Raw genomic sequence first — 24,463 nt, 5'->3', positions numbered from 1 at the left:
GGAGCGCGATACCCGTGAGCGACCTGTGGCAGCGCCTGCGCCGCGACCACCCCCGGCTGCTCGACGCCGTGGGCGGCGCCACCCTGGTCGGGGTCATGGCGCTGGGCCTGACGGTGGATCAGCACGGCGGCCGGTACCAGGCGCCGGGCGCGGGCACCGTGGCCGTCGCCGCCCTCTCCACCGCCGCCGTCTTCCTGCACCGCCGGTACCCGCGCGCGGTGGTCGTGGTCACCCTCTTCTGCACCACCTTCCTCACCGCCACCAGCACCAAGCTCACCCCCGCGCTGGCCACCCCGCTGCTGCTGGCGCTCTACTTCCTCGCCGTCCGCACCGACCGCACCACCGCGCTGCGCGCCTCGCTGGTCACCGCGGCCCTGCTCACCGGCATCACCCTGGCCTACGGCCCCGGCGGTCCGATCGCCGAACGCCTCGGCGTGCTCGCCTGGTCCCTGCTGCCCGGCGCCATCGGCGACTCCATCCGCAACCGCCGCGCCAACCTCGCCGCCATCGAGGAGCGCGCCGAACGGGCCGAACGCACCCGCGAGGAGGAGGCCCGCCGCCGGGTCGCCGACGAACGCGTCCGGATCGCCCGCGACCTGCACGACGTGGTGGCGCACCACATCGCCCTGGCCAACGCCCAGGCCGGCATCGCCGTCCACCTGATGGACCGTCACCCCGACCGGGCCCGCGAGGTGCTCAGCCACCTCACCGAGGCCACCGGCTCCGCCCTCCAGGAACTGCGCGCCACCGTCGGCCTGCTGCGGAGCACCGAGGAGCCCGCCCCGCTGGAACCCGCCCCCGGCCTCGACCGCCTCTCCGACCTGCTGCAGACCTTCGAGCGGGCCGGCCTCCCCGTCCGGCTCGCCGTCGAGGGAGAGGCCCGCCCGCTCTCCCCGGGCATCGACCTGACGGCGTACCGGATCCTCCAGGAGTCGCTGACCAACGTCGCCAAGCACGCCCGCGGCGCCGAGGCCCGGATCACCCTCGCCTACAGCGGCAGCCGCCTCACCCTCACCGTCGCCAACGGCCGCCCCGCACCCGGCGGCCGCGCCGCGCTCCCGGTCACCGCCGCCACCGCCGGGCGGGGCGGCTTCGGACTGATCGGCATGCAGGAGCGGGCCTCCGCCGTCGGCGGCCGACTCACCGCCGGGCGCCGGCCGGACGGCGGGTTCGTGGTCACCGCCGAACTCCCCCTGCGCACGGGCAACGTGACCGCTCTGGACGACAAGGACGGCCCCGCATGACGATCCGCGTGCTGCTCGCCGACGACCAGGCGCTGCTCCGCGGCGCCTTCCGGATGCTGATCGACTCCGAGGAGGACATGGAGGTGGTCGGCGAGGCCGCCGATGGCCGCCAGGCGGTCGAACTCGCCCGCGCCACCAAGCCCGACCTGGTCCTGATGGACATCCGGATGCCCGGCTCAGACGGCCTCGGCGCCACCGCCGAGATCTGCGCCGACCCGGAGCTGGCCGGCACCCGGGTGCTCATCCTCACCACCTTCGAGGAGGACGAGTACGTCGCCCAGGCGCTGCGGGCCGGGGCCGGCGGCTTCCTCGGCAAGGGCGCCGCCCCCGCCGAACTCCTCGCCGCCGTCCGCACGGTGGCCGCCGGCGAGGCCCTGCTCTCGCCCGCCGCCACCCGCGCCGTCATCGACCGCCTGCTCGCCCAGCCGGGCCCGGCCCCCGCCGCCCTCCCCTCCGAGCGGCTCGCCGTCCTCACCGCCCGCGAACGCGAGGTCATGGCGATGGCCGCCACCGGCCTCACCAACGAGGAGATCGCCGAACGGATGGTGGTCAGCCCCTTCACCGTCCGCACCCACGTCCACCGCGCCATGGCCAAGCTCGACGCCCGCGACCGCGCCCAACTCGTCGCCATCGCCTACCAGTCGGGGCTGGTCCCGCCCACCGGCCCGGCCTGACGGCGCCCTCCCGTGCCGGGGCCCGCGGCCCTCCGCGAGCCGGGGCCTCGGCGGGTCCGCAGGCCCGAGGTGCTGGAATGTCCTGGTGGACGATCACCCCGAGCCCCCGACCCGGCGCCTCTTCGTGGCGCTCGCCCCGCCCGACGAGGCCAAGGACGAACTCGCCCGCGCGCTGGGCCCCGCCTACGCCGCCCACCCACAGCTGCGCTGGAACCGGATCGAGGACTGGCACATCACCCTGGCCTTCCTCGGCGAACTCCCCACCGCCACCGTGCCCCTGCTGCGCTCAGCACTCTCCGGCACGGCCGGATCCCGCCCCGCCCTGCGGCTCGCCCTGCGCGGCGGCGGCCAGTTCGACGACCGGACGTTCTGGAGCGGCGTCGAGGGCGAGCTGGACGGCCTCCACCGGCTCGCCACCGAGGTCCGGGCCCTGGTCAGGTCCTGCGGCGTCGACTTCCCCGACCGCCCGCTGCGCCCCCACCTCACCCTGGCCCGGGCCCGCCGCGACGACCGCACCGGCATCGCCGAGGCCGCCGCCACCCTGGCCGGCTTCAGCGGCCGCACCTGGGCCACCGACCGTCTCCACCTGGTCGGCAGCAACATCGGCCGCGGGCCCGGCCGCATCTACTACCGCGACATCGAGGCCTGGCCCTTCGCCGCCCCCTCGTGACGGCCCGTCACCCGAAGCCGCGGACCCGGACGACGCCGTCGGCGTCGGGCAGCACCGCGTCGGGCAGCACCCCGGGCCCGTCCGGCACGACGGCCAGCCCGACCGCCCCGTCGAGCGCGGCGGTGTCCTGGGCGTCCTCCAGGTCGACCCAGCGCCCGCTGAGCACGCCGCCGGGGTGCTCGACCAGGAGGCAGTGGTAGCCCTCGGGGTCGAGCCCTGCCAGCACCTCGGCCGGTCCGGCGCCGAACAGCGAGGGCCAGGCGGACAGCCGCGACCGCGGTACGAGACGGGCGCGGACGGCTGCCACGTCGTCCCGGTCCGCGAGCCGGTGCCAACGCGCCGCGTTCCCCGCGAAGTACTCCTGGAGCAGCCGTACCTCGCCCGCCGCGACCGCGCGCTCCAGCCGCTCCCAGTACCCCGCGTCGGCCGGCGTCTCGGCGGCGCTCCCGTCCGGCTCGGGGGCGTACGGCGACTCGTCGAGGGGCTCGGGGAAGAGGCCGAGCTCCCGTGCCCGTTCGACCCCGGGCCCGACCGGACCGGTCGTGCCGACGTACATGTACAGGTCGTACCCGACGTGCAGGAAGAAGCGGTCGCCGTCCTCCAGGCGGCACCACCCGCCGCTTCCCCGCAGCATCGCCCGGACCAGTTCCACGCCGGTGGCGAGGTCCACCTCGGCGCCGTCGTGGAAGTCGGTCGGCTCCGCGAACAGGCCGGCCGCACCGGTCCGTCCGGCGGTCGGCCCGGTCCAGTCGTCGATCGTGATCCCACCCGGATCACGCACCGTCAGCCGCTCCACCCCGGCCGCCCGCGCGAAGGCGGCGGCGCTCTCCAGGTACGCGGCCTCGATCGGGCCCTCGTCGCAGTCGATGTCGAGCGGGCCCTCGTACCAGCCGTGCTCGTTGCGGTCGGCCGGGTCGTACTTGGTCACTCGGTGGACGCGGAGCTCGGGCATCGGGCCATCCTAGGGGCTGTCTCCTTGGTGGGGCCGGGCGGGCGCCGCCGGGGCACGCACCTCGCCACCTTCTCGTCAGTCGCCGATGCTCCGCATGGACTCCTTCCTCGGCGGCGCCGAGGCACGCACCCCAGCGACGCCCGCTGATCCGACCCCACCAAGGAGACAGCCCCTAGGAGTTCTGTCCGCGCGGGGGCCGGGGCCCGTACCCATCGAGCGGGCCGGGCCCCCGCGCGGTGACGAGGGGTCAGCCGCCGAGCACGCCGCCCTTGTGGAACTGGTCCACCGGGGCCTCGCTGCAGGCGTTCTTGTTGCCCCAGACGCCCGCGACGCCGGTCGCGTTGTCGGCCAGGCAGCGCAGGTCCGCGTCGACCAGCGGGGCGCCGTTGCTGTTGATCACGCCGTTCTGGGAGCCGACCAGGGTGTCGCCGAAGTGGTTGCCGAAGGTGCCCTCGCCGGCGGTGGTGTCGCCGCCGTGCATCTGGTACGAGCTGATGGCGCCCTGCGCGCTCTCCTGGGTCTCCATGCCCATGCACTCGGCGGCGGAGGCGGGGGCCGCGACGGCGACGGCGGCGGACATGGCGAGGGCGGTACCGGACAGGACCTTCTTGATCATGGTGTTCTCCTGGGTGAGGGGTGTGAATGCGGCGGTGGGGGACGGGAGTCGAGGGAGGGTCAGCCGCCGAGCACGCCGCCCTTCTGGAACTGGGCGACCTGCGCCTCGTTGCAGACGTTCTCGTTGCCCCACACGCCGGCGACGCCGGTCGCGTTGGCCACCGCGCAGCGCAGGTCGGCGTCGACCAGCGGGGCGCCGTTGCTGTTGACCGCGCCGTTCTGCGAACCGGCCAGGGTGTCGCCGAAGTGGCTGCCGTAGGTGCCCTCGGCCATGGCCGGGCTCGCGATCGACACCGCGGCGGAGAGGGCCAGGACGGCCCCGGTCAGGACCTTCTTCATGGGTGCTCCCGAATCTCCGGGCTCCTGGTGGAGCCGTTGCCCTACCGGAACGAGGGAATCGGGGGGAGGTGACTTGACGGACATCCGTCCGGAGAAAGGGCTCATGCGTTCGGCAGAACGTTCCTGCGCCGCCCGGGCGAATCGACGGTGACCCAGTGACTCGCTCACCGTTGCGACTGTCGACGCCTCGTCACCCTCCCTCCTACGCATCGGAGCAACCCGTGAAGAAGTTCCTGGCCGGCGCCGCGCTCGCCGTCTCCGCCTCCGTCTCGCTCACCGGCACCGCCACCGCGGCCACCACCATGGGCGCCGACACCAACGACAACGCCCGTCAGGCCATCGACGCCTACCGGATGTACGAGAACGGCGGCCCCTCCGAGGGCACCTTCGGCAACCACTTCGGCGACACCCTGGTCGGCTCCCAGAACGGCGTGATCAACAGCAACGGCGCCCCGCTGGTGATGGTCGACCTGCGGTGCGCGGTGCCCAACGCCACCGGCGTCGGTGCCGACTTCGGCAACAAGAACGCCTGCAGCAACGCGCCGGTCGACCAGTTCCAGAAGGGCGGCATCCTCGGCGGCTGACCGGCCGGCAGCTGGGAACGCATGCACAAGAGGCATTGCACAATGCCTCTTGTGCATGCCAGGATCGTCGTATGACAGAGGATCAGATCAAGAACTCCGAGCGCCTCTCGGCCCTGGCCCACCCCCTGCGCCGCCGCCTGGCGGACATCCTCCGGGCCTACGGTCCCGCCACCGCCAGCACCCTCGCCGAGCGGACCGGCCAGGCGGTCGGCAACGTCAGCCACCACCTGCGCGTGCTCGGCGCCGCCGGGATCATCGAGGAGGCACCCGAACTCGCCCGCGACAAGCGGGAGCGCTGGTGGCGCCGCTCCTCGGCGAACCTCTCGTGGAACCGGAGCGACTTCGCGGCCGATCCGGCCGCCGCGCTCGTCTCCCAGACCGTCCAGTCGATGCTGCTCGACCGCCACACCACTGCCGCGCGCGAGTGGCTGCTCGGGGAGCAGCCCGAGGAGTGGGTGGACACCTCCTTCGTCGCCGACCGCTGGCTGATGCTCACCCCGGAGGAGCTGGAGGAGATGGCGCGGGAGATCATCGCGATCCAACTCAAGTGGGGGACGCGGGAGATCCCCGACGACGGGCGCGAGCGGCAGTCGGTCCTGGTCTTCTCGTACGGAATGCCGGCCCAGCCGTGACCACCACCACGACCTCACCGGCCCCGGCTCCGGCTCCGGCCCCGCCCCGTGCGCCGGACGCCGCCCGCGACTTCCGGCTGTTCTGGTTCGGCGAGACCGCCGGCAAGATCGGCAGCGGGATCAGCGGCGTGGCCGTGCCGCTCGCCGCCGTCACGGTGCTCGACGCCTCCGCCTTCCAGGTCGGGGTGCTCACCGCCATGACCTGGCTGCCCTGGCTGCTGGTCGGCCTGCCCGCCGGCGCCTGGGTGGACCGGATGCCCCGGCGCCCGCTGATGGCCGGCTGCAACCTGCTCTCGATGTCCCTACTGGTCAGCGTCCCGGCGAGCTCCTGGCTGGGCGTGCTGACCTTCACCCAACTCGCCCTCACCGCACTGCTCCTGGGCACCGCCGGGGTCTTCTTCCAGGCCGCCTACCAGGTCTACCTCCCCTCGCTGCTGCCCGCCGAGGAGCTGGCGGCGGGCAACGCGAAGATGCAGGGCTCGGAGGCCTTCGCCCAGGTCGCCGGGCCGGGCCTGGCCGGAGCGATCGCCCAGCTGCTCGGTGTCCTCGGCGGGCTGCTGGCCGACGCCGCGACCTTCGCCGTCTCCACCCTCTGCCTGCTCGGCATCCGCGCGAAGGAGGAGCCGGTCGAGCGCCGGGAGAACGCGGCGCTGGGCCGTGACATCCGCGAGGGCCTGCGCTTCGTCGTCCGCGACCCCTACCTCCGGGTCTTCGCCGTCTTCGGGGCGCTCTTCAACCTGGCGTTCATCGCCTACCAGGCCGTGCTGGTGGTCTTCCTGGTCCGCGAACTCGGCCTGCCCACCGGCCTGGTGGGCCTGCTGATGGCGGGCATCAGCGTCGGCGGCGTGCTCGGCGCGACCCTGGCCACCCGGATCGCCGCCCGCCTCGGGACCGCGCGCGGGCTGCTGACCGCGCTGTTCGGCACCGTCCCGTTCGCGCTGGTGATCCCGCTGGCCGCCCCCGGCCCCCGGCTGGCCCTGCTGGTCGGCGGCGGGCTGATGATCGGCCTCGGCACGGTGGTGAGCAACGTCATCCGCGGCAGCTTCCGCCAGCTCTACACCCCGCGCCCGCTGCTCGGCCGGGTCAGCGCCGGCATGATGTTCCTCAACTTCGGCACCATCCCGCTGGGCGGCCTGCTGGGCGGCGCCCTGGCCGAGGCCGTCGGCCTGCGCCCCACCCTCTGGCTGGTCGCCGCCGCGATGGCGGCCTCTCCGCTGACCCTCCTGATCGGCCCGCTCAAGTCCCGCCGTGACCTGCCGGCCGGCGGTGCCGACGGCAGCTAGATGGAAATCATTTTCAATTAGTGTAGCGTGGACCGGGTCCTGCCCCATCCCGGCGACCGACGGAGTCCCGCCATGTCCGCCCACTGCCAACTGACCGGCCGCAAGCCCGGCTTCGGCCGTGCGATCTCGCACTCGCACCGCCGCACGCCGCGCCGCTTCGACCCCAACATCCAGCGCCGCCGATACTGGCTCGCCGGTGAGCGCCGCCACGTGCGGCTGACGCTCAGCGCCGCCGCCGTGAAGACCGTCGACCGGATCGGCGTCGAGGCCGCCGTCGCCCGGATCCGCGCCCGGGGAGGGAAGGTCTGATGGCCAAGCGGAGCAAGATCGCCAAGGACGCCCGCCGCCGGTCGACCGTCGCCCGGTACGCCGAACGGCGTGCCGAGCTCAAGCGGCTGATCACCCACCCCGGCAGTGGGGAGGCCGAACGGGCCGCGGCCCGAGCCGAGTTGGACCGCCAGCCGCGCGACGCCAGTGCCACCCGGCTGCGCAACCGGGACGCGGTGGACGGCCGCCCGCGCGGCTACCTGCGGGCCTTCGGGCTCTCCCGGATCAACCTGCGCAAGGAGGCCCACGCGGGCCACCTGCCCGGCGTGCGGAAGGCGAGCTGGTAGCCGTGACGGAGGACCTGATCCGGCTGCCCGTGGTGGTGGTGGCCGGGCTGCACCGGGAGGAACGGCGGCGCGCCGTCGAGGAGTTGACGGCCGGGGGGATCGAGGCGGTGGTACTCCACCACGACCTCCGCGACGCCCCGCTCGGCACCGTCCACCGCGAACTGCGCGACGCCCACGGGCACCGGCACGCCACCGCCGAGGTGCCGCTCGCCAACGACTGCCCGTGCTGCGCGCTGCGCGAGGAACTGCTGCCCGAGCTGGCACGGATCGCCGAGCAGGGCAGCCACGGGCTGGCGGTGGTCGAACTCTGGGGCGGCAGCGACCCGCACCCGGCGGTCGAGGTGCTGGCCGACGGCGTGACCGGCGGCGCGACCGGCGTGCGGCGGATGGCCGAGCTGGTCGAACTCGCCGGTGTGGTGACGGCGTTGAGCCCCGACCGGCTGATCGGCGAACTCTCCGTCCCCGACGAACTGGCCGAGCACGGCGAGCAGACCTCGGCCCGGGACCGCCGCACCCGGGCCGAGGCGCTGGCCCACCAGATCGAGTACGCCACCACCCTGGCGGTGCCCCGCGGCGCCGACCCGGCCGGGCTCGCGATGCTGCGCCAACTCCGCCCCACCGCACGGCTGGTGCGGCTCGGCACCGGCGAGCTGATCCGGTCCGCCCTCGGCGGCTTCGACGTCCCCGCCGCTCGCGACCGGGCCAACCCGGCGCTCGCCCTGCTCCCGCAGGAGCGGGACGAGTGCGGGGTGGCGACCGTGGTCTGGGAACGCCGCCGCCCGCTCCACCCGGCCCGGCTGCACGAGGCCCTGGAGCAGCTCGTCCCCGCCGCCCAGCGCAGCCGAGGCCGGTTCTGGCTGGCCAACCGGCCCGAGCTGATGCTCGCCTGGGACGCCGCCGGGGCCGGCCTCACGGTGGAGGCCTGTGGTCCCTGGCTCACCACCCTGCCGGACGCCGCCTGGGAGCTCTACCCGCCCGCCCGCCGGGCCGCCGCCGCCCTGGACTGGGACCCGCTGCACGGTGACCGTGTCCAGCAACTCTGCTTCACCGCGAAGGGGTTGGACGCCGAGGGGATCGTCCGACTGCTCGACTCCTGCCTGCTCACCGACGCGGAGCTGGCCACCGGCGAGGCCGGCTGGCGGGCCCTGCCCGACGCCTTCGAGGACCTGCTGGACCCCGTGCCGTCGGGAGGTGGCTGAGCGGCCCGGGGGGCGACACCTCCGAACGGCGGGGGTCGGACGACGGGCGCGCGGCGACATTACCAGTCGGTAATCTCAGGGCGTCCAGGCGGTGAACCACCTACCGACCGCCACGTTCTGAAGGATCGTCACGTGTCTCGTTCCGGTCGCGTCCCGCGCACCGTCCTCGCCGCTGCCCTTGCCACCGGTGTGCTGCTGGCCGTCGCGCCGGCCTTGCCCGCCCACGCCGACTCCGGCCCGGCCGGGGGCGCCGCGCACCTCGACGCCGTCGAGCGCGTCCTGCGGGAGGTGTCGCCCGGGCTTGAGGGCACCGTCTGGCAGCGCACCGAGGGCAACAGCCTGGCCGGGACCGCCGGGGACCCGGCGGGCTGGCTGCTCCAGACCCCCGGCTGCTGGGGCGACGCCACCTGCGCCGACCGGGTCGGAACCCGCGCCCTGCTCGCCAAGATGACCGCCGACGTCGCCGCCGCCACCCGCACCGTCGACGTCTCCACCCTCGCGCCGTTCCCCGAGGGCGGCTTCCAGGACGCCCTGGTGGCCGGTCTCAAGGCCTCGGTCGCGGCCGGCCACCGACCGGTCGTGCGGATCCTGGTCGGAGCCGCACCGGTCTACCACGCGAACGTCCTGCCCTCCCGCTACCGCGACGAGCTGATCGCCAAGCTCGGCCCCGCGGCCGCCTCGGTCAGCCTCGGCCTCGCCTCGATGACCACCTCGCGCACCGCGTTCTCGTGGAATCACTCCAAGCTCCTGGTGGTCGACGGACGCACCGTCATCGCCGGTGGCATCAACGGCTGGAAGAACGACTACCTCGACACCGCCCACCCCGTCACCGACGTCGACCTCGCGCTGAGCGGCCCCGCCGCCACCTCCGCCGCCCGCTACCTGGACACCCTGTGGGAGTGGACCTGCAGCCGGACCGGGGTGTTCGACATGGCCTGGTTCGCCTCCTCCGACGGCAGCGCCTGCCGCCCCTCGCTGGAGCGCGAGCTCAACCCGGTCGCCCCCGCCACCGGCACCGTCCCGGTGATCGCCGTCGGCGGCCTCGGCGTCGGGATCAAGGACAAGGACCCCAGGTCCGCCTACCGGCCCGGGCCCGTGAACGGCGCGGCCGACGCCAAGTGCGGCCCGCTCACCCTCTCCGACAACACCAACGCCAACCGCGACTACGAGACGGTCAACCCCGAGGAGAACGCCCTGCGCGCCCTCGTCGGCAGCGCCCAGCGGCACCTCGAGATCTCCCAGCAGGACATGAACGCCTCCTGCCCGCCGCTGCCCCGCTACGACTCCCGCCTCTACGACCTGCTGGCGGCCAAGCTGGCAGCCGGCGTCAAGGTGCGGATCGTGGTCAGCGACCCGGCCAACCGCGGCGCCGTCGGCAGCGGCGGCTACTCCCAGATCAAGTCGCTCGCCGAGATCAGCGACGTGCTCAAGGCCCGACTGGCCGCCCTGACGGGTGATCAGGGCAAGGCCACCGCAACGATGTGCGGCAACCTCCAGCTCGCCACCTTCCGCGCCGCCCCCACCGCCACCTGGGCCGACGGCCGCCCCTACGCCCTGCACCACAAGCTGGTGTCGGTCGACGACTCGGCCTTCTACATCGGCTCCAAGAACCTCTACCCCGCCTGGCTCCAGGACTTCGGCTACATCGTCCAGGACCGCACCGCCGCCGCCCAACTCGACCGCGACCTCCTCACCCCCGAATGGCACCACTCCCAGCCCACCGCCACCGTCGACTGGACCACCGGCACCTGCCGCGCCTGACGGAGCTCCCGCCCGCCCTGCCCTTTGGGGCACGTTCCCCTGCCCGAAGGGCTCCTCTTCCTGCGCGTTCGAAGTCCCTTAACCCGGGCGTCACTTCCGTTGACGTTCGGCGGCACTCCGTCGTCACCGGGGATGGATTGATTGGCGGTCCGCATGCGTGCGGTTTCCGTCGTTCAACTGTCTTTAGGGGTACGGGTCCACGATGGCTGTCGAACTCCCGGAGCCCCTGCAGTGGGTGCTGATGCTGCTCGCCGGTTCGCGTTGGCCGGAGGGCGACGAGGACCTGATGCGGGACATGGCGCGGCGTTGGCGGTCCGCCGCCGAGGCCGTGGAGGAGGGTGGGCGGGCCGCCGACTCGGCGATGAAGCGTGCGCTGGACGGTCAGCAGGGCGCCGCGATGGACGAGTTGTCGAAGAAGTGGGAGACGCTCACGCTTCCGGCGGACGGGAAGAAGCCCGGTTTCTTCCCCGGCATGGTGAAGGCCTGCAACTCGATGGCGGACAGCCTGGAGGCGATGGCCAACTCGACCGAGACGGCGAAGATCTCGATCGTGGCCCAACTGGGCATCCTGGCCTACGAGATCGCGACGGCGGAGGCGGCCGCGCCGGTGACGGCGGGTGCGTCGTTGGCGGCGATCCCGGCGGCGATCACGGCGAGCAAGCTGACGGTCCAGCAGATCCTGAAGAAGCTGGCCAAGGAGATCATCATCCTGGCGTTGAAGGAGGCCTTCCAGGAGGTCGCCATCAACCTGTTGGCGCAGTCGATCCAGCTCGCTGCGGGCAACCGCAAGGAGTTGGACGGCAAGGAGCTCGGGATGAGCGCCGCTGGTGGCGCCATCGGCGGCGCGGCCGGTGGTGTGCTGGGCAAGGGCCTCGGCGCGGCCGGCAACAAGCTCATCGGCAAGCGGATGGACACGCTGCCCGCGCAGATGGTCGAGGGCGCCATCACGGATGTGGGTGCGGACGCGTTCACGCAGTTCGCGCTGACCGGCGAGGTGGATCCCTCCGGGCTCGGTGGGTCCGCGCTGAGCGGTGCGGGGAGCCCGGCCATCATGCGGGGTGCCTCGGCGTTGAAGGGGAAGTTCAACTCCTCCGACATCCCCGACGCTTCCGACTTCACGGGTGGTGGTGCGGACAGCCCCGGAGTGAGCGGCCCGGGCAACTCCGGTGCGGGGGAGGGGGGTTCGTCCGGCAGTGGCGGCACCGGCACCGCCGGCCCGTCGTCCGGGTCCTCGGACCCCGGCAGCCCGAGCGGGGCCACCACCCTGGGCAAGCCCGACACCCACGGGGGCGATGCCGAGGTCGACCCGTCGATGCTCTCCCCGATCGGCAGCGACGGCCACCACACCCGTGGCGGTGGCGACTTCGACGCGCCCACCTCGCGGGGCCCCGCGCAGGACGGCGGCGCCTCCCACGCACCGACGCCCCGGAATCCCGACGCTCCGCGCACCTTCGCCACCCCGTCCCCGGAGACGGCCGCCCCGACCCCGGAGACCGCCCCCTACCAGGGCCCGAGCACCACCACCCCGCGCACGGACGCCGCGCCCCAACTCGCCCCGTACGAGCCGCCGGCCCCGCGCAGCGCCCCGGACACCACCCCCGCCCCGTCGGTGCCGACCTCGCACGCGGAGAGCCCCACACCGCGCGCCGAGGCTCCGACAGGCCACACCGAGGCCCCGTCCCCGCGTCCCGAGGGTCCGACAGCGCACACCGAGGCCCCGTCCCCGCGCGCCGAGAGTCCGGCGCCGCCGTCCCACCAGCCCACCCCGGGACCGGACAACCACCCTTCTCCGCACGAGAGTTCCGGTACGCCGTCCTCGGCCGCGCCGCCGCGGGGCGACGGCCCGCCGAACGCCGGCCACACCGCAGGTGCGCCGCACCCCGAGGGAGTCCGCCTCGCGAGCGGAGGCCCGACCGCGATGCGGGCACCGTCCCAGGACACCGCCGCCCCGACCGGTCCTGACGGTCCGTCGGTGCCGCCCGCCCGGTCGGCCGACAGCCCCGTCCAGGCGCCGGTTGGCCCCGGCGCCCCCGTGGCCCTCGGCCCCGTCAACGGTGGCCGCCGCAGCGCCGACCCGCGCCAGGCGCCGCCCGCCGCCGTGCCCACCCCGACCTCGTCCAGGCCCGAGCCGGCCCCGGCCGCGACGCCCACCCCCGCCCACTCGGTGCGCCCGCGCCCCGAGCCGACGGCGGACGCCACCCCCGCCCCGGCCCCCGAGGCCCCGCCGGCGCCGCGCCCGCCCGCCGCTGCCGGACGTCCGCTGGGCGGCGAGGGCGGTCTGACCGAGCCCACGACCAAGGACCACGAGCGCCTGAACCAGGCGCTCCCGCCGCGCGACCCGAGCGATCCGCACCCCGACCCCGCCAAGGGCGACTGGACCGCCGCCATCAACGGCGACGGCCCCGACGCCCCCGGGCGCAACAACAACTGCGTCGACACCACCCTCGCCTTCCTCGACACCTACCACGGCACCCCGACCCCCGCCGCCGCCCGGACCCCCGACACCGACGGCAGCCCCTCCGCCCTCGGCGAGCGGGGCGGCCGCGACCGCATCGAGAACAACCTCGGCGCCCGGTTCGCCGACCTCGGTGACGGCCCCGCCGCCTTCGACCGGTTGAAGCAGACCCTCGTGCGGACCGGTCACGGCTCCTCGGCCGCCATCACCACCGTCGACGCGGACGGCCGCTCGCACGCCTGGACCGCCGTCAACCACAAGGGCGCCGTCACGTACGTCGACCCGCAGACCGGCCGCCGCAGCGACCAGCCGCTCCACAACGGCGACAACGGCGTCTTCGCCGTCCCCCTCGGTCCCGACCGCGTGCCCACCACGCCCGAGCCCCACGCCGACCCCGCCCACGACCCGGCCACCGAACGCCGTGCCCCGGAACGTCCCGCCTCGGACACCTCCGGCGGCAAGCCGGGAGACGGGAAGTCCGAGGACGGCAAGCGGCCCGGCGGTGGTGACGTCCCGTCGGACACCGGCTTCCGGCCCCCCGGCCCGCGCGTGACGGTGCCGGGCGACGGCCTCTGCCTGCTGTACTCGCTCGCCGTGAGCGCCCCCGACCTGGTGGGCGGGCCCACGCTGTCGCACGAGCAGGCGGGGCAGCAGCTGCAGGCCCGGGTCCGCGCACACTTCGGCGGGCTGCCTCCGGAGGGCTGGCCGCTCGAGGTCGTCTCCAACTACCGGGGCCACCTGCCGAGCCGGCCCGACCTGACCAAGGACGACCTGCTCGCGTACCTCCCCGAGGACGTCCGCCAGGACTACGGCCAGCTCCCGCTGCCGGACCTGCGGCAGATCGTCGTCGAGCACATCACCGACAACGCGCCGACGCCGACGGCGGAGGAACAGGCGGGCCTGCTCGGGACGGTGGACCAGTGGAGGGACCGCTGGGACACTCCGCAGGGCGAGATGCTGCCGGCCGCCGCGGCCCACGCGCTCGGGCTGCGCATGCAGGTGGTCAACCACGACGGCGTCCCGCTGGCCGTCTTCGGGCCGAGCACCGGCCGACCGGTGACGGTGTATCACCGGGGCAACCACTACGACGCCAGCACACCGGACCCGGTCACCCAGAAGCCCGAGGCGGACCTCAAGCCCGAGGCGGACCTCAAGCCCGAGGCGAACGACAAGCCCGGACCCGAGTCCAAGCCCGAGGCCGACCTCAAGCCCGGGCCCGAGTCCGAGGGGGCCGAGCAGTCCAAGCCGACGGACCCGCCGAAGGAGTCCGAGCAGCCGAAGGAGACCGAGCGGCCCGAGCCGTCCGAGGAGCAGGACCCGCCGAAGCAGGACCCCACCGCTCCCCGCCCGATCGCCGGTTCGGATCTCGTGGTCGGCCTCAGCAAGAACGAGCAGGCCGTCCGGAACCAGGTCATCGCGGTCCTCACCCAGTCCGTGCCCGGTGATCCTGCGGTGGTGCGGGCCTTCGCCGACGCCCACTTCAGCCCGGCGACCCTGCGCCCGATCGTCGGTGCGCTCTCCCGCGGTGAGACCGTGACCGTCCCCTTCGAGGGCAACGGCTTCAGCGGCGGCGTGAAGCTGAGCGGCGCCGTCACCAAGTCGGACCCCCAGAAGACCCACGACCCCCTCAAGCCCCAGGAGCCCCTGAAGATCGAGTTCGAGAACGGCGCCGACCGCACGGTCTCCCTCGGCGGCACCCGGAACTCCCAGTGGGGTCTCAACATCGGCGTCCAGACCCGCCAGACGGCCGGCATCGTGGAGCCCGCGCAGCTCGCGGGCTACTTCCACGACCGGGGCCAGGGCCGGGTCACGGTCGATCTGGGGGGCATGGTCGCGCGGACCAAGACCTCCGTCCCGGTCGACGTGTTCGACTCCACGATGAAGCTGGAGCTGGACTTCGGCGGCCTGCGCCACGACGGCAACCCGGTCAATCCCGAGCCGGGGAAGGACACCAGTACTGTGGACCTCGGCGTGACCGTCGCGGTGCCGCAGACCCCGGACACGGTGCCCGACGACAAGCGCCGGACGGCGCCGCAGCGCCTGCAGGGCGGCCGGATCGGCGGCCAGGAGGTCGTGCTGGACCTCTCACCGCACGGCGGGCCGCAGGGCGGCCGCCCGGTCGAGGCACTGCTCGACCAGGTGAAGGAGGCGGGGGAGAAGGAGTTCGGCAAGGACTGGCCCGCGATGCGCGACCAGGTCCTCGCCGAGGTCGACTTCGCGCGGCTCCAGCGGGACCTGAAGGGCATGACGGCCGGTGAGCCGACCACCGTCACGCTCACCGACAGGAACGGCAAGCCGCTGGGAACGGTGGAGATCAGTGCCAAGCTCGGCGGGCTGCGCCAGACCGGTGTCCCCACCACCACCGAGTTCAACATCGGCACCACCGTCCAGCAGGTCCGCAGCACCGCCGAGAACCGGGGCAACGCCGGGCAGTTCGGCCTGGGCCTGGGTCTGAAGCCCGGCGCCGCCCTGATCGGCGGTCAGGGCGCCGGGCGGCTCGGCCAGGACCGGATCGAGATCTCCGGCAGCAACCGGGTCTCCCAACTGACCGTCAAGTCCAAGGTGCAGGGCGTGCGGTACGACGGCACCGTCGACTTCACCATGACGTTCAACGGCAAGCCCGACGCGCACCAGGCCGGTTCGGCGGACGTCAAGCTCATGGTGGACGAGGCCGACACCACCACGCCGGACAAGCCCGCCGCACCGCTGCCCGCCGAGATCGCCAGCCCGCCGGACTCCGTCTGGAAGGAGGACGGCGGCCTCGGCGAGACCGTCGTCGTCCGTGACCTGGAGAGCACCGCCGCGCTGCGCAAGGCCGTGGACGACAAGGGGCGGGCGGAGCTCGGCGACGACTGGGACGCCGTCAGGGACCAGGTGCTGCAGGGCTTCAGCCAGCCGCACCTCGCCGCCAAGCTGACCGGCATGACCCGGGGCGAGCCGCTGGAGATCAAGATCCCGGGGAAGAAGGACCTGGTGGTCACGGCCACCGCCCGGGTCGAGGAGATGACGTACCGCCGCGACGACGCCAAGGCCGAGCTCAACGCGGTGAACGAGACGGGCACCTTCGGGGTGGACCGGCAGTTGATGTCGCGCACCGCCGCGGCCAACGGCCACCTTGGCTACGCCGCCAAGGACGCCACGCCCCCCGTCGACGTGGTCGGCACCGCTGCCGGCCAGCAGCGGGACCGGGTCGGAGCCCAGGGCCGCCGCGCCGACCGGGTGTACGCCAGCGGCAAGTACGCGGCGCCGCAGGTGGTCTACGGCGCCAGGCTGACGGTGGACGTGCACTTCGGCAAGCACGGCGAGGCACCGGGGCTGGCCGGGGACCCCTCGGCCGCGCTGGACGTCGAGGTCAGCATGGACGTCAAGGAGACCGACCAGCGGCCGACTCCGAAGGCCGAGGACGGTTCGCCCACCTTCAAGCGGCCGGTCGCCCAGCCCGGTGGCGCGGCTCCGAAGGACGCCGATGCCCAGCCTCCGAAGGACACCGAGGCCGAAGCGCCGAAGGACGCCCAGCCTCCGAAGGCCGAGCACACCGCGCCGAGCCGGATGACCGTGCAGCACGAGCTCAACGCCTCCTACGTCGTCCACACCCTGAGCGGCGCCGACAAGGTGCGGACCGAGGTGGAGGGCGCGATCGGGAAGAAGTACGGCGAGCCGTCCGAGGAGGTCAGGCAGCGGATCGACGACGCCTTCGACCGGGTCGCCCTCAAGACACAGCTCTCCCAGCTCACCCGGGGCGGGAAGATCACCGAGACCGTCTCCGGCGCCACCTGGAAGGCCGAGGTCACCGTCACGGCCAAGCTGGGGGAGTCCGCCTACCACTCCGAGGTGAAGAGCTACGAGTTCGAGTCGGGCAGCCGGACCTCCCGTGGCCAGGGCACGGTCCAGGACCACCGCACCCGCACGGAGCTCGGCGGTCAGCTCAAGGTGAAGACCCCGGCCGTGGACGTCACGGGCGGCTACGGCCACCGGACCGACCGCACGTACGCCAACGGCGTGGAGGTCGTCGGCTCGACCTCCAACCGGGCCAAGCACACCGAGGCCGCCGCCTTCTTCGACGTCGGCGTGGAGTACGACGTGACGGTCAAGTTCAAGCGGCTCGGCATCGACGACGGAACGGTCAGAGTGCCGGTCCCCACCACGGCCCGGGTGGCGGTCCCGATGCGCGACGCCGATCCGAAGGACGCGAAGGACGCGAAGGACGGGAAGGACGGGCAGGACGCGAACGGCGGGAAGGACACCGAGGCGCCGAAGCAGCCGAAGGGCTACGTGGACGGCAAGCGCCTGGACTCCTCGGCTGTCGTCACCGACGTCCACCTGCCGGCCGGCAGGCGGCGGCCCGAGGGCCTGACGTTCGGTCAGGCGGTCCTGTCCGAGGTCGAGGCCAAGAGGCCGAAGCCGGACCCGGTGCCGGGGATCGGTGGAACCCTGGTGCCGCAGCCCAAGGTGAAGGCCGACCCGTTCGGCGGCGACCGCGACGGGATCCGTCGCAAGCTGGACCAGGAGCTGACCCCGGACCGCCTCCAGGCCCGCCTCAAGGGCATGACCGCCGGGGACGCGATCGTCGTGCACCACGGCAACACCACCGTCCGGGTCACGGCGGTGCTCGGCGACAGGATGGACCACCTGGGCGGCTCCGGGACCACCGAGTTCAACACCGGTACGGACGTCCAGCACTCGTTCGGGGACTCCGAGGGCCGCGGCGGGAGCCACCAGGGCCGGTTGGCGGTCGCGGGCTCCGTGCCGGTGCCCGGGGCGCCCGTCTCGGTGACGGCCGGTCTGACCGGTACCGGCGGCGGGGGCCGGACCCACACCGAGAGCCACGGCTCCGCCACCTCGGCCGGCTCGGCCACCAAGGCCAAGGTGCCCGGCAGCGCCTACCAGGGCGAGGCCGAGCTCCAGTTCACCATCACCCGGACGCCGTTGCTCGGTCCCTCCACCTTCGAGCGGCGCACCGCGACGATCGGCTTCGAGACCATCGTCGAGACGAGCGAGACCGTGCCGCCCGCCGAGAAGCCGGTCGACGAGCCCGCCGGCACGCCGGGCGCCGAGAAGCCGCCGCTCGTGCTGCCGACCGAGGCGCCCGCGCCGACCGAGGCCCGCGTCCCCCCGGAGCGGATCTGGGAGGGCGGGCTGCGCGACAGCGACGTGCTGCGCTTCCTCGGCGACGTCGGCGGCGTCCAGGACCTGGTGCGGCTGCGCGGGCCGGAGTACTTCGGCGCGTCGACCTGGCAGAGCATGGAGCCCGTGGTCGGTGCGGTCACCTCGCACAGCCAGCTCTCGGCCCTGTTCACCAGCGCCACCCAGGGCGGTGACGTCTCGGCGACCCTCCCCAACTCGCGGCTCACCCTCGGCGGTGGCAAGGGCGTCGAGGTGGGGATGAAGATCGTCTCCCTCGAGCACCGGACGAACGACGACAAGGTGGAGTCGAGCCCGGCCAACTCCAGCACCGCCGGCACCGTCCACACCGACCAGTCGGTGCGGAACGCGGGCCTGCGGGTCCAGGCCGGCGCCAAGATCCCCGGCGACGTCACCCACAGCCCGGCCGTCACCGGGGGAGCCGAGCGGATCTGGGGCGCCGGCGACACCCACGGTGACTCGGGTCAGATCGTCTCCAACGGCAAGTACCCCAACCCGATGGCCCGTTACTCCGGCGCCGTCCAGGTGGAGGTGACCCTCTTCGACGGCAAGCGCGACCCGGTCAAGGAGAACGGCATCCTGCCCTTCACCGTCGACATCCCGCTCTCCGACACCACCGGGGTCCAGCGGCCGGGTGACCACCAGCTGGCCTTCACCCCGGACACCCGGACCGGCGAACCGCGCTTCGACGGGGACCCCGGTCTGGTCCGCGAGGTCGTGGGGGCCCTCCCGCCGACCGATCCGCCGTTCTCCCACGCGACCGCCACCCCCGAGCAGAAGGAGCAACTCGCCGGCACGGTACGGCTGGTGCACACCGCGTTCGGCGACCACTCGGTACCCACCCCGGCCGACCTGCGGGCCGCCCACCGGCTGGTCGCGCTCGGCGGCGGGACCACCGACGGCGCCGCCGCCTTCGTCGGCGACGTCCTCGGCACGCCCGAGGGCACCGCGCCGAACGCCCCCGAGGTCCGTCAGGTGCTCGATGCCGTGCACCTGCTCGGCGGCGGGCCCGCCCCCACCGCGGCCGAACTCCGGGCGGCGCGGCGCCTGGTGGAGCTCGCCGGCTCCTTCGAGGCGGCCGCCGTCACCGTCGGCGACCTCCACGGCAACCGGGAGCACACCGCGCCGAGCCCGGAGCAGGTGCGCCGGGTGACCGACTACATGGGCCGGATCGCCGCCGACGGGCCCGTCACCCTCCAGGACCTCTACCTCGGAGCCGCCAACGGCTGGCCGCGGACCGCACCCTGACCCGACCGGCCCTGGCCCCGACCGGCCCTGGCCCCGACCCTGACGGTGGGTCAGGGCAGGGTGCCGGGGTGCGGTCAGGGTCGGCCCCGGATGGCAGCGTGGCCCGGCTCGGCGAGACTCGTTCCCGAACGAAGCGAGTGACGACGAATCTGGAGTACCGAAGCGTGAACACCGTTGCGAACAGCCGACGTTGGGCCAACCTCGCGGTCACGGGGGCGATGCTGGCCGCCGTGGTCGTGGGGACGGGCGGATCGGCGCTGGCCGCCTCCCCGTCCCCGTCCAGGGCTGCGGACGCGGCCACTGCCACGGCAGCTGCCCTGCCGCCGCTCGACCGGGCGGCGATCCGGCAGGCGGTGACCGGCTTCCCGAACGCCGACATCAACGGCGTGCTGGTGCACGTCGCGGGCAGCGCGGGGACCTTCGACACCTCGGCCGGCATCGGCGACAAGGCGACGGGGGAGGCGCCGGACCCGGAGGGCCGGTTCCGGATCGGGTCGATCTCCAAGGTCTTCACCGCCACCGTGGTGCTCCAACTGGCCGCCGAACACCGGCTGGACCTGGACGGCACCGTCCAGCAGTACCTGCCGGGCCTGCTGCCCGCCGACTTCCCGCCGGTGAAGGTCGGTCAGCTCCTCGACCACACCTCGGGCCTGCCGCACGGCACCAGCGGCGCCTGGGGCGACGGCACCTCCGCCTGGTTCGTCGACCACCGCTTCGACAGCTGGACGCCCCAGCAGGTGGTCGCCTCCCTGGCCGGCCAGCGGATGGTCTTCGCGCCGGGCACCGGCCAGCAGTACAACGGCTTCAACACCTTCATCGCCGGCCTGCTGATCGAGAAGGTCACCGGCCGCTCCTACGCCCACGAGGTCAAGCACCGGATCATCCAGCCGCTGCACCTGCGCGACACGGCCGTCCCCGACCGGAACGACCCCCGGCTGGCCCGCCCGGCCGCCCACGCCTACCTGACGGTCCCCCAGGCGGACGGCAGCACCCGGCAGTTCGACGTCACCGAGCAGAGCCCGTGGCCCTGGGCCGAGGGCGGCCTGATCTCCAGCGCCCCCGACCTGGACCGCTTCCTCACCGCGCTCTTCCAGGGCCGGCTGCTGCCCCCGGCCCAGCAGGAGCTGCTCTTCACCGTCCCCGACGTGCCCAACGTGGAGAACCCGCAGTGCCTCCCCGGCCAGCTGCGCGCCTGCATGAGCAAGGGCCTGGTCCGCACCGAGCTCAACGGCGTCACCCTCTGGGGCAAGACGGGCTCCCGCCCTGGCTGGACCAGCGGCGCCTTCGCCACCCGCGACCTGCAGCGCCGCCTGGTCTACTCCTTCAACCCGACCAGCCCCCGGGGCGCCGACATGCGGTACGTGCTCCGCCTCGCCAACGCGGTGCTCCCGCCCGCCCCGTAGGCGCCTCCGTCGAGGGGCGGGCCCGGCGGTCCTCGGATCGGTCGTCGGGCGGCGGGGGCGAGGGCGGCGCGGACCCGGATCCCGCCGGTCCCGCCCGCGCCGGCCGGACGGTGTGACACCCCGTCGACACGGTGGAACCGGGACGGCCGTGCGGACCGTCGTGATCGGCGGGGTACGGTGGGGCGGTCGGCCACCGTCGGGGGTCGTCGCGCCGGGGTGTTGCGCGGGCGGGGGCGACGGGCCGGGGCCGTAGGTGCCCACGGTCGACAGGAACTGTGCAGGTCAGAAGGGGAGCGGTGGGTCCGGGCGGGGTGGACGGGGAAATGCGCGCGGTGCGTGGACGGGCGGCCGGGGGCCGAGCGGGCGTGCCCGCGCTCGCCGTCGTGCGGTCCTTCGCCCTCCACCGCGGTGCCCGGGCGGTGCTCACCTTCACCCTCGCCCTGGGACTCGCCGCGGCAGCCCCGTCGATGGGCCTCCACCGGGACTTCGGCGGCCTCCGTGCGACCTCCCCCCTGACGGTCGGTCAGCCAGGGCCCAAGGACCGGCGCCCCGACCCCGCCGGTGCCTTCGGCACCGGCACCGCGGCCGACCGGGCCCACCGCGACCTGCTCGACCACGGCCCCACCGCCAGGGTCCTCACGGCCGCCCACCGGGGGCAGTGGCGCCGTGCCCCCGAGAACTCGCTCCCCGCGATCCGGGCCGCCTTCGACCTGGGCGCCGACATCGCCGAGGTCGACGTCCGCCTCACCAAGGACGAGGTGCCCGTGCTGATGCACGACACCACCGTGGACCGCACCACCGACGGCCGGGGCGCGGTGGCGGACCTGACGCTCGCCCAGCTCAGGAAGCTCCGCCTCCGGGAGGGCCTCGGAGGCTCCGGGGCGGCCCCGACCGAGGAGCGAATACCCACCCTGGAAGAGGTGATGAACCTCGCCAGGGACCGCGGCCTGATCAACCTGGACAAGGGCTGGCCGTCCCGCCAGGCGATCTGGAACGTGCTGGCGCGGACCGGCACCGTGCGCAACGGCCTCTACAAGAGCAACGCCCCGGTCTCCGAGGTGAGGGCCTTCCTCGACACCCACCCCGGGGCCGGCTACATGCACAAGATCACCGACCGCAACCGGGCCGACGTCGCCGCGTTCGGGACCGCCCAACCCATCGCCTACGAGGTCGAGTTCAACAGCACCTCGGACGCCGTGGCCCGCAAGCCCTTCCTCGACGAGCTCGCCCGGAACAGCCGCATCTGGATCAACGCCATGTGGGCCGGGACGGCGGCGCGGATGACCGACGAGGCCTCCCTGGTCGACCCCCGGCGCGGCTGGGGCAAGCTGGTGCGCGACCACCGCGCGAGCGTCCTCCAGACCGACGACGTGGAACACCTCAGGAGCTGGCTGCGCACGGGCGCGGCCGACCCGCTCCCCGAGGGCGGCGTCCGGGTGCAGGCCGAGGACTTCCTCCCCGGCGAGGGCACCGGCTACCACGACCTGGACCCCGCCAACCGGGGCGGCCTGGCCCGGCGGCCCGGCGAGGGCGTCGACCTCGCCGGCGAGGACGGTGCCGTCCGGGTCTGCGACCTGCGGGGCGGCGAGTGGCTCCGCTACGCGGTCGACGTCCCCGCCACCGGCAGCTACGCGCTCGCGGCCCGGATCTCCTCCCCGAACTCGCGGGCGGGTGCCTACACCGTCTCCTTCGACGACGGCCCCGAGAGCACCCGGGTGGCGGTGCACGGCACCACCGGCGACGCGATGGCCCTGCGCCCCAGCGGCGTCACCCGGCGCCTGACCGCCGGCCGCCACGTCCTCAGGATCGCCCTGCCGGCCGACGTCCCGCAGACCTGGAACCTCGACTACCTCCAGCTCGCCCCCGTGATCGACTGACCGTCACGCCGTCACGCCGTCACGCCCGTCCGCCGCGGCGGACGCGAGGGGTGGTCAGAAGCCGAACCTGGCGCGGTGCGAGGCGGGCACCAGGTCGACGTACTCGGGGTGCTTGGTGATCCAACCGCGGATGAACGGGCAGTAGGGGAGCACCGCGAGGCCCTGCTCGCGTGCGGAGTCCAGCGCCTGGCGGGCGAGCTGTCCGGCCAGCCCGCGGCCCTCGAAGGCGGGGTCGATCTCGGTGTGGATGAAGGCGATCTCGCCGGCCGAGCGGTGGTACTCGGCGAAGCCGGCCAGCTGACCGTCCTGGTGGATCTCGAAGCGCGACTTCTCGGCGTTGTCGGCCACGTACTGCTCCATGACTACTCCTTCTCGGGACGGCCCCGGGGGGCTGACGAATCAGACTGTAGTTGAAGGTTGAACATTTGTCGCCCCGGGGCGGACCCCGCGCCTCCGGATCGGCGTCACAGCCAGTCCTTCCGGGCGGCCGCGGCACCGGCCTGGAAGCGGCTCTCGGCGCCCAGTCGGTTCATCAGGTCCTGCATCATCCGGCGCACGGTCCGCAGGGACAGGCCCAGCTTGCGGCTGGCGGACTGGTCCGTGTGGCCCTCGCCCAGCAGTTGCAGCAGGGCGCGTTCGGAGCCGGTGAGCTCGTGGTCGTCGCGGGGGGCGGGCTGGCCGAAGTCGGCGCCGCTGCGCCAGAGTTCGTCGAAGAGTGCGCACAGGGGCTGGATGAGGGCCTCGCCGCGCAGCTCCAGTGCGCCGCGGCGGCCGTCGCTGGGGTCGGTCGGGATCAGGGCGGTGTTGCGGTCGACGATCACCAGGCGGATCGGCAGCAGCGGAACGGTCCGCGTCAGTCCGCCCAGATCGGCCAACCACCGTGCGTAGCGCAGGGTTTCGGGGTCGTTGCGGAAGCTGTCCTGGAAGATGCTGCGGATGACCACTCCGCGCTCCAGCGCCAGCTGGTTCGGGTGCTTGCCGGCCTCGATGGAGTCGGGGGCGACGGCTCCGCCGCGCATCAGGGACAGGCACTCCACCGTCGCGGTCGCCGCGAGCTCCTCCAGGCGGTCGCGGACGGCGTCGAGGGAGTCCAGGCGCAGGACCATCTCGTCGTCGGGTCGCCGGTCGATGTACTCGGCGGAGAGGGCCGCGATGGCGGTCCGGGTGCTCTCCAACTGCTGCTGGCGGAAGAGGAGTTGGTTCTGGTTGTGGGCGAGCAGCCTGGTCAGCCCGACCTCCGGGCTGACGGCCCGCAGGGTGGAGGTGCCGGCCGTGGGCCGAAGGAGCGTCAGTTCCAGTAGCTCGTCGAGTGCTTCGCGCGTCGCCGCCTCCGACAGGTTCAGGTGGGCGGCGATCCGGTCGACTCCCCAGTCCGGTTCCGCCAGCAGGGTCCGGTAGACGTTCTCCGTCGGTGCGCTCAGTCCGAGTGCCTGCAGCATCGTTCCCCCTTGTCGATGTCGAAGATCATCATCCGTCCGCGGCGGGCGGCCGCGCAATGCCTTTGGGGGGCCGGGGAGCCGCCTCCCCGGGTGGTTTTGCGTACACAGATGAGGGTTGTGGCGATACCGGTGAGGGTGGCCCGGTGGTCCAGACCTCGTGGGTGCGGGGCGGGTTCCGAATGATCTTGCACCTAGTTGCCAGGAGACTTGGTGCCAGCCCTGGAGCGGTGACAGGGCCTAGGGCGTTTCTTTCGGATCATCGTGCTGACCAGATGAAGATGGCGGCGAGGTGGAGTCCGGCAAGGTAGATGGTGGCGGTCTTGTCGTAGCGG

The 24,463-nt window shown here is 73.8% G+C and carries 18 protein-coding genes; 13 read left to right on the top strand and 5 right to left on the bottom strand.

What is annotated here, in order from left to right; translation table 11 throughout:
* The first annotated feature begins 14 nt into the window (after positions 1-14).
* The 3 genes from ACWCYY_RS29895 to thpR all read left to right on the top strand — a co-directional run bounded on the left by ACWCYY_RS29895 (position 15) and on the right by thpR (position 2,588).
* A complete protein-coding gene (locus ACWCYY_RS29895) occupies positions 15-1,244 on the top strand; it encodes a sensor histidine kinase (RefSeq protein ID WP_449797795.1) in 1,230 nt (409 codons plus the stop codon).
* On the top strand, positions 1,241-1,918 hold the full coding sequence (locus tag ACWCYY_RS29890; RefSeq protein WP_380149751.1) for a response regulator transcription factor: 678 nt from the start codon (positions 1,241-1,243) through the stop codon (positions 1,916-1,918). The genes ACWCYY_RS29895 and ACWCYY_RS29890 overlap by 4 nt, the downstream gene beginning before the upstream one ends.
* Before the next feature lie 85 nt (positions 1,919-2,003).
* Complete coding sequence (gene thpR / locus ACWCYY_RS29885) at positions 2,004-2,588, top strand: RNA 2',3'-cyclic phosphodiesterase (protein ID WP_380149752.1); 585 nt, start codon at positions 2,004-2,006, stop codon at positions 2,586-2,588.
* 7 nt (positions 2,589-2,595) lie between these two features.
* Here the strand turns inward: thpR and ACWCYY_RS29880 are convergent, their stop codons facing one another.
* The 3 genes from ACWCYY_RS29880 to ACWCYY_RS29870 all read right to left on the bottom strand — a co-directional run bounded on the left by ACWCYY_RS29880 (position 2,596) and on the right by ACWCYY_RS29870 (position 4,494).
* The gene (locus ACWCYY_RS29880) at positions 2,596-3,540 is read right to left on the bottom strand and encodes an RNA-binding protein (protein WP_380149753.1); all 945 of its coding nucleotides are present in this window, start codon (positions 3,538-3,540) and stop codon (positions 2,596-2,598) included.
* A gap of 247 nt (positions 3,541-3,787) precedes the next feature.
* Entirely contained in the window at positions 3,788-4,156 is a 369-nt protein-coding gene (locus ACWCYY_RS29875; protein ID WP_449797794.1) for a hypothetical protein, read from the bottom strand.
* A 59-nt stretch (positions 4,157-4,215) separates the two neighbouring features.
* Positions 4,216-4,494, bottom strand: a complete 279-nt coding sequence (locus ACWCYY_RS29870) for a hypothetical protein (protein ID WP_345288427.1) — start codon at positions 4,492-4,494, stop codon at positions 4,216-4,218.
* Positions 4,495-4,715: 221 nt separating this feature from the next.
* On the opposite strand from ACWCYY_RS29870, the gene ACWCYY_RS29865 reads away from it, so the two are divergent.
* From ACWCYY_RS29865 to ACWCYY_RS29820, 10 genes are all read left to right on the top strand, one after another.
* Positions 4,716-5,078 (top strand): hypothetical protein, encoded by a 363-nt coding sequence (locus ACWCYY_RS29865; protein WP_345288426.1) that lies wholly within the window; start codon positions 4,716-4,718, stop codon positions 5,076-5,078.
* A 71-nt stretch (positions 5,079-5,149) separates the two neighbouring features.
* The gene (locus ACWCYY_RS29860; RefSeq protein WP_345288424.1) at positions 5,150-5,710 is read left to right on the top strand and encodes an ArsR/SmtB family transcription factor; all 561 of its coding nucleotides are present in this window, start codon (positions 5,150-5,152) and stop codon (positions 5,708-5,710) included.
* Positions 5,707-6,993: an MFS transporter gene (locus ACWCYY_RS29855; protein WP_345288422.1), complete on the top strand. Its 1,287-nt coding sequence runs from the start codon at positions 5,707-5,709 to the stop codon at positions 6,991-6,993. The genes ACWCYY_RS29860 and ACWCYY_RS29855 overlap by 4 nt, the downstream gene beginning before the upstream one ends.
* A gap of 72 nt (positions 6,994-7,065) precedes the next feature.
* Entirely contained in the window at positions 7,066-7,302 is a 237-nt protein-coding gene (gene rpmB / locus ACWCYY_RS29850) for a 50S ribosomal protein L28 (protein ID WP_449797793.1), read from the top strand.
* The gene (gene rpsN, locus ACWCYY_RS29845; protein WP_345288419.1) at positions 7,302-7,607 is read left to right on the top strand and encodes a 30S ribosomal protein S14; all 306 of its coding nucleotides are present in this window, start codon (positions 7,302-7,304) and stop codon (positions 7,605-7,607) included. The genes rpmB and rpsN overlap by 1 nt, the downstream gene beginning before the upstream one ends.
* 2 nt (positions 7,608-7,609) lie before the next feature.
* Complete coding sequence (locus ACWCYY_RS29840; protein ID WP_449797792.1) at positions 7,610-8,806, top strand: CobW family GTP-binding protein; 1,197 nt, start codon at positions 7,610-7,612, stop codon at positions 8,804-8,806.
* A gap of 132 nt (positions 8,807-8,938) precedes the next feature.
* Positions 8,939-10,567 carry a phospholipase D-like domain-containing protein gene (locus ACWCYY_RS29835; RefSeq protein WP_449797791.1) on the top strand — a complete coding sequence of 543 codons (1,629 nt, stop codon included), beginning with the start codon at positions 8,939-8,941 and terminating at the stop codon, positions 10,565-10,567.
* A 202-nt stretch (positions 10,568-10,769) separates the two neighbouring features.
* Entirely contained in the window at positions 10,770-19,412 is an 8,643-nt protein-coding gene (locus ACWCYY_RS29830; protein ID WP_449797790.1) for a toxin glutamine deamidase domain-containing protein, read from the top strand.
* A gap of 164 nt (positions 19,413-19,576) precedes the next feature.
* The gene (locus tag ACWCYY_RS29825) at positions 19,577-20,815 is read left to right on the top strand and encodes a serine hydrolase domain-containing protein (RefSeq protein ID WP_345288412.1); all 1,239 of its coding nucleotides are present in this window, start codon (positions 19,577-19,579) and stop codon (positions 20,813-20,815) included.
* Positions 20,816-21,138: 323 nt separating this feature from the next.
* Positions 21,139-22,692 (top strand): glycerophosphodiester phosphodiesterase family protein, encoded by a 1,554-nt coding sequence (locus ACWCYY_RS29820; protein ID WP_449797789.1) that lies wholly within the window; start codon positions 21,139-21,141, stop codon positions 22,690-22,692.
* A gap of 54 nt (positions 22,693-22,746) precedes the next feature.
* On the opposite strand, the gene ACWCYY_RS29815 is transcribed toward ACWCYY_RS29820, so the two are convergent.
* Entirely contained in the window at positions 22,747-23,052 is a 306-nt protein-coding gene (locus ACWCYY_RS29815; RefSeq protein WP_449797788.1) for a GNAT family N-acetyltransferase, read from the bottom strand.
* A 104-nt stretch (positions 23,053-23,156) separates the two neighbouring features.
* On the bottom strand, positions 23,157-24,131 hold the full coding sequence (locus ACWCYY_RS29810) for a helix-turn-helix transcriptional regulator (RefSeq protein WP_345288406.1): 975 nt from the start codon (positions 24,129-24,131) through the stop codon (positions 23,157-23,159).
* Between the last annotated feature and the right edge of the window lie 332 nt (positions 24,132-24,463).

It is taken from the genome of Kitasatospora sp. NPDC001664 (assembly GCF_053596675.1).
The sequence above is the reverse complement of the archived record's forward strand: the minus strand, read 5'-3'. Positions and strand labels throughout refer to the sequence as shown.

What these genes read in the sequence shown, in the direction of transcription:
- ACWCYY_RS29890 (WP_380149751.1), top strand. Translation starts at nt 1,241, where the DNA reads ATGACGATCCGCGTGCTGCTCGCCGACGACCAGGCGCTGCTCCGCGGC.
- ACWCYY_RS29880 (WP_380149753.1), bottom strand. Translation starts at nt 3,540, where the DNA reads ATGCCCGAGCTCCGCGTCCACCGAGTGACCAAGTACGACCCGGCCGAC.
- ACWCYY_RS29875 (WP_449797794.1), bottom strand. Translation starts at nt 4,156, where the DNA reads ATGATCAAGAAGGTCCTGTCCGGTACCGCCCTCGCCATGTCCGCCGCC.
- ACWCYY_RS29870 (WP_345288427.1), bottom strand. Translation starts at nt 4,494, where the DNA reads ATGAAGAAGGTCCTGACCGGGGCCGTCCTGGCCCTCTCCGCCGCGGTG.
- ACWCYY_RS29860 (WP_345288424.1), top strand. Translation starts at nt 5,150, where the DNA reads ATGACAGAGGATCAGATCAAGAACTCCGAGCGCCTCTCGGCCCTGGCC.
- rpmB (WP_449797793.1), top strand. Translation starts at nt 7,066, where the DNA reads ATGTCCGCCCACTGCCAACTGACCGGCCGCAAGCCCGGCTTCGGCCGT.
- rpsN (WP_345288419.1), top strand. Translation starts at nt 7,302, where the DNA reads ATGGCCAAGCGGAGCAAGATCGCCAAGGACGCCCGCCGCCGGTCGACC.
- ACWCYY_RS29830 (WP_449797790.1), top strand. Translation starts at nt 10,770, where the DNA reads ATGGCTGTCGAACTCCCGGAGCCCCTGCAGTGGGTGCTGATGCTGCTC.
- ACWCYY_RS29820 (WP_449797789.1), top strand. Translation starts at nt 21,139, where the DNA reads ATGCGCGCGGTGCGTGGACGGGCGGCCGGGGGCCGAGCGGGCGTGCCC.
- ACWCYY_RS29815 (WP_449797788.1), bottom strand. Translation starts at nt 23,052, where the DNA reads ATGGAGCAGTACGTGGCCGACAACGCCGAGAAGTCGCGCTTCGAGATC.
- ACWCYY_RS29810 (WP_345288406.1), bottom strand. Translation starts at nt 24,131, where the DNA reads ATGCTGCAGGCACTCGGACTGAGCGCACCGACGGAGAACGTCTACCGG.